The 12,165-nt window shown below is 52.5% G+C and carries 9 protein-coding genes and 1 pseudogene; 3 read left to right on the plus strand and 7 right to left on the minus strand.

Annotated features, from left to right (window positions below; translation table 11 throughout):
* Positions 1 to 454: 454 nt before the first annotated feature.
* The 5 genes from EXE45_RS21850 to EXE45_RS13520 form a co-directional block, all read right to left on the minus strand.
* Entirely contained in the window at positions 455 to 838 is a 384-nt protein-coding gene (locus EXE45_RS21850; RefSeq protein WP_369333759.1) for a DUF5658 family protein, read from the minus strand.
* Position 839: 1 nt separating this feature from the next.
* The gene (locus EXE45_RS13510) at positions 840 to 1,433 is read right to left on the minus strand and encodes a response regulator (protein ID WP_073307163.1); all 594 of its coding nucleotides are present in this window, start codon (positions 1,431 to 1,433) and stop codon (positions 840 to 842) included.
* 10 nt (positions 1,434 to 1,443) lie between these two features.
* Positions 1,444 to 1,767 carry a HalOD1 output domain-containing protein gene (locus EXE45_RS21855; protein WP_158293471.1) on the minus strand — a complete coding sequence of 108 codons (324 nt, stop codon included), beginning with the start codon at positions 1,765 to 1,767 and terminating at the stop codon, positions 1,444 to 1,446.
* A gap of 158 nt (positions 1,768 to 1,925) precedes the next feature.
* Positions 1,926 to 4,634: a response regulator gene (locus tag EXE45_RS13515; RefSeq protein WP_092920175.1), complete on the minus strand. Its 2,709-nt coding sequence runs from the start codon at positions 4,632 to 4,634 to the stop codon at positions 1,926 to 1,928.
* A gap of 24 nt (positions 4,635 to 4,658) precedes the next feature.
* Entirely contained in the window at positions 4,659 to 9,110 is a 4,452-nt protein-coding gene (locus tag EXE45_RS13520; protein ID WP_092920176.1) for a PAS domain S-box protein, read from the minus strand.
* Positions 9,111 to 9,540: 430 nt separating this feature from the next.
* On the opposite strand from EXE45_RS13520, the gene EXE45_RS21860 reads away from it, so the two are divergent.
* The gene (locus tag EXE45_RS21860) at positions 9,541 to 9,942 is read left to right on the plus strand and encodes a hypothetical protein (RefSeq protein WP_092920488.1); all 402 of its coding nucleotides are present in this window, start codon (positions 9,541 to 9,543) and stop codon (positions 9,940 to 9,942) included.
* Positions 9,943 to 10,074: 132 nt separating this feature from the next.
* Positions 10,075 to 10,245, plus strand: a pseudogene (locus EXE45_RS13530) (type II toxin-antitoxin system PemK/MazF family toxin); the annotation flags it as partial.
* Between the two features lie 461 nt (positions 10,246 to 10,706).
* On the opposite strand, the gene EXE45_RS13535 reads toward EXE45_RS13530, so the two are convergent.
* Positions 10,707 to 11,201 carry a metal-dependent hydrolase gene (locus EXE45_RS13535; RefSeq protein ID WP_092920177.1) on the minus strand — a complete coding sequence of 165 codons (495 nt, stop codon included), beginning with the start codon at positions 11,199 to 11,201 and terminating at the stop codon, positions 10,707 to 10,709.
* A gap of 108 nt (positions 11,202 to 11,309) precedes the next feature.
* On the opposite strand from EXE45_RS13535, the gene EXE45_RS13540 reads away from it, so the two are divergent.
* Positions 11,310 to 11,810: an HPP family protein gene (locus tag EXE45_RS13540; protein ID WP_137694637.1), complete on the plus strand. Its 501-nt coding sequence runs from the start codon at positions 11,310 to 11,312 to the stop codon at positions 11,808 to 11,810.
* Positions 11,811 to 11,962: 152 nt separating this feature from the next.
* Here EXE45_RS13540 and EXE45_RS20750 read toward each other — a convergent pair.
* On the minus strand, positions 11,963 to 12,165 hold a 203-nt coding region (locus EXE45_RS20750), incomplete at its 5' end, for a hypothetical protein (protein ID WP_206750471.1).

Consider the following 12,165-nt stretch of genomic DNA (forward strand, 5'->3'; position numbering starts at 1 on the left):
CAGTCTATAGAAAGTAGAACGAACTCAAAACGCGTGTTATATTTAATTAAACGGGGGGGTGGGGTGGGTGTGCCTCTGACGCTTCGCTGGATACCAGTTTGAGAGGTATCCGGTTCGATTATTATTGAGGAAGAACATAATTCTGAACCCAATAGATGTACCTGATCAATATTGTCAACGTCTAAGTATTGGCCTTACTATCTATAATCCGGCTTTGAGGGGTGAACGGGGCTATGTATAGTGTAACTCGTGGATTGTCTCTGCTAATAGGTGCCAATACTCTATCCAGTTTTAATCCGTGAATTTCCGCAGGGTTAAGCCATCCTCCTATACCGTTTATAAAGTGAGGGTTTGGAGCTTCATTGCAGAAATTAAAGCAGAGAAAGCAGCATAGCAAATGATATAATTAACACAATTGAAACATATAATAATACGCCGACAAACTCGATCAATCTCATATCCAAATGAGTACCATATTATGAAGCGACACAGCGCTCCATACGACCAAAGCTGAAAGGTATGCTACATTGCTCCACAGATCGATATTATGTCTCGATTGTCCGACCCAGGGAAGCAGGTATTCACCAAGAAAGAATAATAACACTAGTGACACCGACGAGAGAAAGAATAGGCCGGGGATGATTCCGAGAGTCTCAACAATAAGTACGACAATCGGATTGGCTTCTCGCAGTCCGATGCTTAGCCCATAGTACGTGAGACTCGCATCTATAGCTCGTACGAAGACCAATCCGATGAGCAGTGGATATTTATTTTCTGCGAGTACTTCGATACTGCTGCTGGTAGCACAATTAGTGGATGCCACGGCTCCTCGCACCATATCAGAACTGCTCTACAGGTTGGGATCCGATACGCTGGTCTCTGACCAGCATATCGATCTGATAATCTGTCTCGAGACGCTGGAGTGTCGTATCAGCTTCTTCCTCCAACTCTCGTATTCTCTGGAGGAGATCGCCGTATCGGTCGTCCTTTTCTAGCTCTGTCTTGTCGAGGTTCGCTTCTAACGTGGCTTTCCTCGCGGTGAGTGAGAGAAGCTCTGTGAGTGAATCTTCGTATGTTAGAACCAGCTCCGCAGCTTCCACAGCTCGAAGAAGCTTCGTCCGGTCGATTGGTTTGAGAAGATAGTCATCCACATCGATGGACGCTAGGTCTTCCGTTGGCTGAACAGCTGTTACCATGATCACCTGCTGGGCATCGCCGCCTTCACGAATTGATTGTAGCACCTCCGTGCCAGAGAGGCCCGGCATTCGACGATCTAAAAGGACAATATCAATCGGTTCCTCAGCGAAGATTTCCAGTGCATCTTCCCCGGAATAGGCCACATGAACCTCGAACTGCTCCTGTAGCCAAATGCCAAACAAGTCAGCGAGATTCTCTTCGTCTTCGACGATCAGAACGGTACTGGAATGGGTCATCTATTCTCACTCACGCATCTCGTTCGACGATGACACGCACCGTTGATGCGTACATGACCGTCACAAGTGCGTCCTGAAAGAGAAACTCCACAGAGGGCATATGACTGGTCTCCTCGACTGTACGAGTTTTGAACAAGCCATCTAATTTGTCTGTATCAACAAATTCGAACACCGGAGGTGATCTACTGAGTTCCGGCCAGTCTTCGACAGCTTCCATAAGTGTCTCAATGACCGCATCCGAAACACGGACAGGTCTATCAAATTCACGCACTATTTGGGAATCTGTACTCCATCCCGTAGGTTCAGACTCTCGGTGCGGAGAGCTTTGGGCCATAAAGAATACATCTATTCTACAATCAAACGTCTTCTACCCTCTAATATCGGGTTGCCAAATTTAATGCCTATATGGAAAGGCCCACTATTTGGAGCCAGTTTTCCGAATGTCGATAAGCAGGACAGCCCGAGTACTGTAGAACGTGATACTGAGGCAGGTCACAGCTCGGTTGAATCCTGATAGAGAGTCGTCAGCAGATTAGACTCAGCAGCTCGAAGATGCTGGTTGAACGTTGACTGTGCGATATCGAGAGTCTTGGCAATCGACGTCGAATCTGCATCCCGCGGCCAATTAAAATATCCTGCGTAGAGCGCCGTCTGCAAGACTTCTTCTTGCCGGGCGGTAAGAGCTCCATCAAGACGTGCTGAGAGAGAGGTATTAGTTTCTCCCCGCTCACTATCCAGTTTGGATAACAGGGTGAGATCGCTGTAGTCTTCCCGGAGTGAACTCAGATATTCCCCGACGTCGACGGTGAATGGCACGGTTACTGAAACCACGATCTCGTTGGACTCGGAAGCGTTTGTGATTTGATTTATCGCAACTCCTTGGTCGGTCAGTTTCTCGCAAAAGCTGCTGTTCCGCACCGGGACTTTACAGTAGATACCATTTCGAGAGTCGCTCAAAATGACCGTCTCTGGATCGAAACCAGCAGCTTCGAACGCCTCGGGGGTCACGTTTTCACCGGTCACTCGCGCGAACAGGAGGTGATCTGGACTCTCAGTCACTACATTCAACACTTCGAGATCCGTCTCCATATCCGAAACAAGAGTTGCAAGGCCAGTATCGTCCTCGAACTGAATTTCGAGAATTGTGCCCCCACCAGATAGAAGCGCCGCCTTTTGCCGGAGTGCTGATATCCCGTGACCTATTATTTGACCGAGCTCTGTGAGGGCTGTCACCTCTTCTTCAGCGAAGGCGTTTGGTAGTTTGGAGTGGACTTCTAATACGCCAAGGATCGACGCCTCGCTCTGTAGTGGTACAGCCACAATCGAGTTGGTGCCATTTTTCAGTGCGTCTTGTTCCCACTCCGTTTCGGAGCGAGCGGTCATTAAGTCGCTCTCCACGACCGAACCTTCAATCCTGTATGCCCGTTCAGCAGGTGGCAATGTAGAGTTACTCCGTTGGGTATTGTCATCTGCTGGAGTGTCGTTCGCCCCCACTTTTTGATATTGGAGCGACTCCGTTTTGGCTCTGACCTCGATCGTATTCGTATTAATATCTTTTTTACCGATCCACGCCCCGCTAATCAGATCCAGATGAGCTAAAGCATTACAGACCTCTTGCTCCAGTTCTTCTCGTGTATTTGCACTGATAACCGTGGCACTTATCGACCGTATCAGTGTATTGATTCGATCCAGTCGTGTCAGCCGTTCGTTTTGCTCGTTTAACCGCTGGTCGCGTTGCCGAAGGGCCGCCTCTTGTGCTGTTCGTTCGAATGCGCTTGCTGCGTTCGCTGCTAACGTCTTTGCCAATTTGTTCTTTCTTGAGGAGATCTCTGGCGTCGTGGTCATCCCCACCAACAGAACCCCCTCTGATTCTAGTGAGTAGAGTCGCCACGACGAGAACTCCTCTGCCAACCACTGGCTTGACCGAGTATCTACTACGTCTTCGTCGTCGGGAGCCAACTGTTCCGTTCGAGTCACATAGGTCGTCCAGACTGGTGTGTCTCCTTCAGAGATAGTGGGAAGATCGATTTCAGTAACATCTTCCGTGGATGCGTGTGCTAGTGGGACCAAGCGTCCCGTGTGCTCTTCTCGTGTATATATCGCGGCAAACTCGAATCCGAGTTCCCCGACTGCGGCAGTTGTCACGGTCTCGCCGATGCTACGTTCCGAGTCCGCTGTCATTAGATCGCGGGAAACCGCATGCAGATCCTCAAGCTGTTGTTCATACGCGTACCTCTCTGTAATATTGTGGTAGTGTTCAATCCGCCCGCCTGCATAAAGACCAGTTTGAATCGGCCCGCTCCAGTACTCCAACCACTGCTGCTCTTTCGAAGCCGTCTCAGGGATACGGACGATGGCTTCGACTTCGGAATTCATGTTCTCTAGAGAATGAGTTACGAGGTCAGACAGTGTTTGCTCACCTGAGGGATATTCCTGGTACGATTCAGAAGCAATTCGACTGTAGTCAGACCCTTGGATATCGTCTCTATCAACTCCAAGTAATTCTTCGGTAGTTTCGTTTGCCCACACCACTTGTCCATCACGGTCAATTACAATGACCCCTTCCTGTGATGTGTCTAATACGTCTTCAGTGAGGGACTGGTACTGCTGTTGTTCCCTGCGCTCTGCTGCTGTTCGTTGCAGGCGCTCGATAGCCACTCGAAAATCCCTATCTGGCAGGTTCTGGAGGTACCGTTCGACTTTATCCTCGAGTTCTGTGATTTGGTCTGTGAGTGCCTGGTATTTCGGGCTCGTTTCGAGGGTATCTGCCTCCATGACGGCTTCCAAGGTCGATTGGCGTTCTATCAGCGAGAACAGCTCTTGCAGATCCTCGTTGTACTCGGCACGAGTGAGCATCTGGGAGATAACGTCTTCGAGGTCGTCAGCTTCAACGGGCTTTTCGAGATACGCATCGAATCCCATTTTGACGATATCGAAGTCCGGTGTCACCGCAGAGACGATAACCACCTGGCAGTTCGACTCATATTGTCTGAGTCGCGTGAGAACCTCTCCGCCGGATAACCCGGGCATCATCCGATCCAGAAGAACGATATCGACAGTCGCATCGAACGCCTCCAAGGCTTCTTCGCCAGAGTATGCGGTTTCGACAACATAGCGGTCTGCGAGCCACTCTGCATACAGCTCAGCCAAATTTTGGTCATCCTCGACGACCAGGATTTTTGTGTTTCCGTTTTGGGTCATAGTTTACGACACGATGCCCGGTTTTTATAAGTCCTCTCGAGCCGGTTGGGTGGGGACTTCCAATGTGATCTCACTCCCATCGCCCGAGGTTTCAACTGAAATCGATCCCCCGGCATGAGCCACCAGTGATCGCACCATCCACAATCCGAGTCCCTGCCCGTGACTCAGCGGCGTTTCTTCGCCAGTTTCGAGGAGATTTTTCTCCATTTCCGGGAGTCCAGGCCCAGTATCGGACACACAAACCTCTACCCACCGTTCATCGGCTTGCGAGACACTGATCTGTACGGATGGATGCTCAGTATCGTTCGCTGTGATGGCGTTCTCAACGAGCTCAGAAATCGCCTTGTCAAGTTCACTCGGTATTTGTGATTCTAGATCGTGGTCGGCTGTGATAGTGATATTCGCATTAGCATATTCGTCTTCTTTTTTGGCTTGAATATCCTGAGCTATTTGCTGAGCACTCTGGTAGGAAGCGAGAGCGCTCTCGCTCGTGAGTATATTCTGGAGCTCTTGGGTCTTGTTTGCCATTCTTTCCCACTTGTCGAGAATGTCTCGGATCGTCGCAGCGCGCTGTTCACGAGTGTCTGTCTCTGTGTCCGACGCAAGCAGATCGACATACCCTCTCAGTTTCGTCAGATCATTTCGGATATTGTGCCGCATAATCCGGTGTAAGACCTGGACGTGTTGCCGACGCTGCTCCTGAGCTGTGATATCTCGTGCCTCGAATACCAGGAAGCTAAGCTCCCCGCGCTGGCTTGAGATCGGCTTGACCGAGAAGTCGAAGCTGGCGAGTCCATCAACGCCTTCTGCTTCCACGTTGAACCGAACGAATGAACCCGAAGATGCTTGAGTAACTGCCTGCCTGATTTGAGTTTGCACTTCAGACGAATGCGCGAACAGAGAGCACTCCCAGAGCGGTGTGCCTCTGCTCTCCTCCACACGTATGCCGCCGAACTCTGTGAGTGGGTCGTTTAGCTCGAGGATTTCACCACTCTGGGTCATCAGCCCTGTCAATTGGAACGTTTGATTGAATACGGATTCGAATTTTTTCGTTTGTTCTCTTATATTACTGATGTCACGTATATATAACAGAAACCCACCAATTGCTTCATCGTCAAAGAGATTCCGTCCACGTGCCTCTACAGTAATCCACTCCTCATCCGCATCCATTGCTTGGAACTCTAGCTGAACGCTTGAATCGGAATCCTCCACGGCGGCGAAAAACGCTTCCATTACACGTTCCCGATCCTCAGGATGGATAATATCAAAGACACTCTCTTGATTTAGCTGAGTTGGATCATATCCAAGAACCCGTTCAGTAGAGCCACTAAGATAGGTGAAACACCCGTCGCGATCTAAGATAGACACGACGTCGACTGATTCCTCAACGAACCGCTCTGTTCTACGCCGCTGTTGACGCTGGTTAGTAAGATCTCTGATGACCATCCCGTATCCCAGGAACACTCCATCTTCAGTTTGAAGCGGGACGTATGAGACTTCTGCAGGAAACGACGATCCATCCTGACGGACTCGCTGTCCTTCGTGAGTACTTTCTCCTGCGAGTGATGCCTGTTTTAGTAACCGATCAGCAATCCCACGTTTTTGATCCTGTTCAGGGTGTAACTCTGCTGCTGGCATACCAATTGCAGCTTCTTCGTCATGTCCAAAGATGTCGGCTGCTCCATCGTTCCAGCTGTCGATCTGTCCATCGTCATCGAGAAGGACAAAGGCGTATTCCTCGAGACTTTCCGAGAGGATCTCGAATCGCTTCCGCTCCTGTTGAATCTGCCGAATCCGTCGTTTTTGATCCGTTATGTCCGTGGCAATCGCGACAAGTCTCTCTCCAGTTTCGTCATCGGGTATCAGAACAGCATCTGTGTGTATCCATCGCGTTTGTTCGTTGGCATCAATAACTCTGAAATCCGCAGACAAGTCGTTGGTCTCGCCGACTTGTTCTAGTGACTCACGAACACGGTCCCGATCTTCCGGCGCGACGATCTGTACGAACTCTTCATAATTGTCCGGATCATGGCCAAGTAAATCGACAAGCGTGTCGTCGAATGATATCTGATCCGTCTCAAGACTCCACTCTGCAATACCAGTGTCCGTTCCAGAAAGAACCAATTCGAGTTTCCGGTTCTGTTCTGCCAGGCTCCGAGTCCGTTGCCTCCGACCTGTTACGTCCTGCTGTATGCCAATAAACTTCGAAAGCGTCCCATCTACATCAGTGACTGGCGTGACGGACAATCGATTCCAGTATTCACTCCCGTCTTTTCGGTAGTTTTTCAATTCTACTGTCACCGGTTCACCGGCCGCAATCGCCTCTCGGAGCTTCGATATTTCGTCTGGGTCTGTCTCGGGTCCCTGGAGGAAACGTGGATTACGACCCAACGCGTCGTCCTCTTCGTAGCCAGTAATGTCGGTAAATCCTTTATTTACGTACTCGATTGGGTTGCCTTCTCGCTGTGGGTCGGTGATCATAACCCCAACATTCGAGGAGTCAATCGCTTGCTCCTTGAGTTCGAGTTCACGTTCCCGTTGCTGTCTTTCAGTTTCATCGCGCACAGTACACACGAGGGGACCATCATCGATGATAGTCAGAGAGATCTCTGCCGGGAACGTCGTTCCGTCTGGTTGGGATCCGGTTACTTTGCCCCGCCAGTGCCCCTCCGACTCAAGAACAGGGAAGGCTTCCGACTCAAGGCGCTCTACCTCATCTTCGTCATAGAGTATCCGCCAAGAGTTCCCGATGAGTTGGTCAGTATCATCGAATCCATACATATCCACGTGTGTCTCGTCGATGTAGGTGTATTCTCCATCTTCGAGGATGGCGAAGCCGTCTTTCGCATCCTCGACAGCCTGTTGGAACGTCTCCAATTCGCGACGGCGCTGCTCGCGGGGCGTGATATCCCGACTGGAAATAACGAGTGATTCGACGCCTGATTCCCCTGTAACCGGACGGATTGTGCCCGTAACGAACCGCATATTACCGTCCCGATCCGGATGTTCCGCCTGGAAACTGACGTACTTGCCAGCAGCCGCTCGTTCGATCCAGCCTTTAAGATCTTCTTGTAGGTCCGAGGAATGCGACCACCAGTCTCCTTCCCAGAACGGTTCCCCCAAGATATCGGATTTGTCGTTCGAAACGTAGTCTAGCGCTGTTTCATTGACCTCAATCGTCTCACCATCAGTTTCTAATAACGCCACCAGCATTTCGGGGTCTTCGAACACCGACTCGAAACGCCGCTCATTCTCCCGAAGTTCCGCTTGACGCCGATATTTTTCAGACACGTCACGGACAACACAGACAATTCGATCGTCTTCCAAGCGTGTCAGCGATAGTTCAGTCGGAAATTCTTCCTTGCCTTCTGGAGAGGCAGTTACAGTGCCTCTCCACTCACCATCAGATCGGAGCGCTGAAAGCGCCTCATCCTCCATTCGCTCGATTTCAACGGGATCAGTATACAAATCACGCCAAGTCTGCCCGAGTAACTCATCTTGGTCCTCGAACCCGTACATTTCGGCATGCGTTTGATCAACGTACGTGTACTCCTCGTTCTCCAAAATAGCAATCCCATCACTCGCGTTCTCGATGGCCGATTTAAATGACTCTAGGCGACGCCGGCGTTCCCGCTGTTCCGTCACATCTCTCGCAACGGTATGCATATAGGCCGCCCCATCGCGCTCGATCCGACGGTTCGAGAACTCGACATCGATTTTACTGTCGTCGCTCCGAAGTAGTTTCGCTTCAGTGGTTGCTGGTTCGCCGGCTAAAATTTGGTCGTGGTAATCCTGATAGGCATGTAAGTCGACCTCTTCGTGAAGATCGGGAATACGCATCGAGAGGAGTTCCGCTCGCGCATAGCCAGTTAACTGGCAAGCAGCCTGATTCACTTGGACGAAGTTCGCATCTGAATCACTAATGAAAATGGCATCGTTGGAGCCTTCAAACAACGTGTGTGTCCAATCACGCTCGGCCTGTAGCTCCTCGACGTATCGGATTCGTGAAATTGCGTCTTCGAGATTCGAGGCGACGAGTTTCGCCAGTTCTGCGTCTTTCTGGGTAAAGGCATCCACTTCAGTAGCTCCGACACTCAAGACGCCGAAGTCCGAGATTGGCACGAGAATTTCGCTCCGAATCGGGGTGCCTGAATTATACGTGCCGTCGGCCTCGTGGACATCGTCGAACACTTCCGGACGATTCTGTCTGTACACACGCCCCGCGAGAGAATCAACTGGAAGGATAGGTGCATCGCCAATCACCTCTTGTGCCTCAGTTGATTCGGCGATTGGGCGGAGTTCGTTTCCCTCTTCATTGTACTCCCAGATCGCCGAAAGAGGCGCATCAAAATTGAGATCCAACATTCGGACAGCAACGACAGAGACGTCCTCGATAGAACCAGCTTGATTCAGTTCCGAAGACAACTCGAGAAGTCCTGCGGGGGTATGGTCCGTGTACGCGTCTCCATCGCTCATACATCCGATTTTGTTGTTCCGCTGTATTATGTTTTCGCTTAGAGAACCATTTCATATCGGCCCTAATAGAATTAGATCGATAAATATAGGGTACAGCTATTCAGCCTTGAGAATCAATCGTGGTAACAAGATGTCGACGGAAGCAGTTGAGGTACTCGGGCGGAAATACAGCGTAGATATACTGCGGGCGGCGAAGGAACCGCGATCAGTTAGCTGGCTGAGTCAAGAGCTAGATATCCCGATTGCCACCTGTTATAGACGTGTGAAGGAACTTTCTGAGAATATGTATTTAGAAGAGGTCACTGCGGACGAGAGCAGGGATAGAACACAGTACTGTCGAACGGCGGATAGTATTGAACTCAACCTTGCATCTGACGTATTACTTAGCGGCTCTTATTCTTGGGAAACTCGAGAAGTACCAAGAGAAACAATACCGTTAGATTCCGTTACGCTCGATGAGTTCTCCCAAACGATTGATATTGTCGAAGCCTACTTCGGGAGTTTGATCGACGATGTTGCTGTTCATGTATCCATTTCACGCCGGCAGCTTGTGGCGGTGCTGGCACGCGCCCAGCTCTCGGGTCGTCAACTTGACACCGAGGGACTGACCGATAACGGCGATATCATCTATCAGTCGGACGACGAGACACTCTTTTGGCTTGACGGTGATTTCTGGAAGAGTCTGGGCGGGTTCCACTACCTAAGCCCAGACGAGGGACGAGCAGCTAGAGAAGTTCATCGCCGACTCATCGAGGCGGTCGCCGGAGACGTCGCCGACTACAACCGCGAGCGCGATCCGTTTATTCTCATCACGCAAACTCCTGGGTGTTGATATCGTTTTATATGCTCCGTTCACTATTCAGTGTATATTGTAAGCTTCGGCCGCTACCGACCGTAGTATGTCGGACAGAAGAAATCCTCGGTCGGGTATCATCGTTCTCACTTCTTGACGGATCGATTGGCGTTACTTGTGGAAGCATCGGACTCACTGTTTGAGAAAGACCCCTTCGTGCGGCTTGACCAAATTCGAGTCGTGTCTGTCGAGAACCGAATCCATTCGGTTGCTGGCAGTCTCGACGACGCGACAATGTGCGAAATCGACGACGCGCTCAAATTAAATCACGGGCTCGACTGATCGAGAGACCCTGTACAAAGAAATCAGTGTCAGATCCGTATGCATTGAGACGGCCAGTCTCAACTTTTGAGTGAGAAGGAGAGATGAAGTCTCTAATCGGTAACAGAAGGCAGGTAAGTACAACCACCATAATAGAGTTGAAATACACACCCACCTCCGGGTAGTAATCTGGCTCTCCTTCTCAGGAGTACATCCTCCAAATAAATCAGAACGGCAAAACGGAGGTGTCCATCGGCGTTTCAGAAACCGACGGACAAAATTCGGATTGCCAACATAAACAATGCTACCAAACACAGTGCTGCCGCGAACAGTATTGGAATCTGTTTTGCGTCCATTGTCACCTGTCACTGGCTTTTTTTGGCCAGTGACGTTTCGGAGCTCAAGAGCGTATAAAATAGACACCCGCGCGCCGGGGTGACGCTCAGAAATCTACGTTCAAAAATGGTCATACAGCATACCCCCTACACCGGAACCGCCTCACCGGCGACGAGCGCGACCGCGACGACGACGCCGCCCACCCCGAGGAGTCCGTAGTTCGCGAGCGGGTTCGCCGCCGTGAACAGGTCGAGCGTGTACTCGTGGCCTCGCACGGGTGCGTACGGCCGGATCCCCATCGGCGTCAGCGCGTCCGCGAGCAGGTGCGAGACGATCGTCACGGCGCCGAACAGGAACCCGGCGCCGCCGAACAACAGCGCCTCGACGGCCCCGGTCTGGAGGCCGACAGCCAGCCCGACGACTCCGAAGGCGACGCCGACGAGCAGCGCGAACCAGACGGTGTGGGTGATCCCGCGGTGTTTGACGAAGGGGATCCGCATGTCGAGGTCGGGGACCATCGCCATCGCGGCGACGCCCGCGGCGCCGACGACGCCGACCTCGATCGAGGCGAGGGCCGTGACGAGGAACCCGAACGGAGCGTAGACGACGAGCGACGCCCCGACGTGACCCTTGCGGTGCATGTGAGCGACTGCGTTCCCGGTCCCTAAGTCCGTTGCGTCGGCACGCAAATCGTTGCGTCGGCGCGCCCGGGGCGAAACGCCTACGGCCTCCCGCCGTGACGCTTCGGTATGACACTGACCGCCCGCGACCTGATGGAACCGGACGTGAAGACGGTCTCGCCCGACGACGACGTCGCCGAGGTGTTCAAGCGGTTCGCCCGCTACGAGTTCAGCGGCTTCCCGGTCGTCGACGACGACGAGCGGGTGGTCGGCGTGATCACCGAGTCCGACCTCGTCGACCTGTTCGAGCCCGAGGACGAGACGCTGTGGATCCCGATCGGGCTTCCTCCCTTTGTCGATACGCTCTCCTATCAGATCAAGCGACCGTGGGCGGACATCGATCTCGGGGTCGACCTGATCCGCAACGCGGACCGCCCCGTCTCCGAGGTGATGAGCACCGACGTGGCGACGGTGACGCCGGACGCGAGTGTCGACGCCGTGCTGGACCTGCTCGTCGGCGACGACCCGGATATTAACCGCGTTCCTGTGGTCGACGAGGAGGGGTGGATCGTCGGGATCATCGCGCGCCAAGACGTGATTCGGGCGTTCCGCGATCGCCGACTGGCATAGATCTAATCGGACTGAGTTGGTGGCTATTTATAAATTGTTGACTCTGGGATGCCGATATCCCCTACCGCTCAGTTATAAATAGTTGTTCGAGGATCGACGGCGAACACCTCCAAAGCCCCAGCCGCGAGGCGGGCGCACGCTCGCTGCGCGCTTCAGTCGCTCGCGTTGCTCGCTCCCTCCAGTGCTTGCGTCGCCTGCGCCCGCCTCGCGGCTGCCCCTTTGAGTCCCGCCCCGCACCGCAACCGCCGGAAGACGGTCTGCTCGCTCGCTTCGCTCGCTGCGCGGGCTGCGACTTCCGTGCTCCCGCTCGCTCCCTCCGGTCGCTCGCGGGACCGCACCTCACGCCTCCCCAGCC

The sequence above is a fragment of the Halorubrum sp. SP9 genome, from assembly GCF_005435015.1.
Lineage (GTDB): Archaea > Halobacteriota > Halobacteria > Halobacteriales > Haloferacaceae > Halorubrum > Halorubrum sodomense.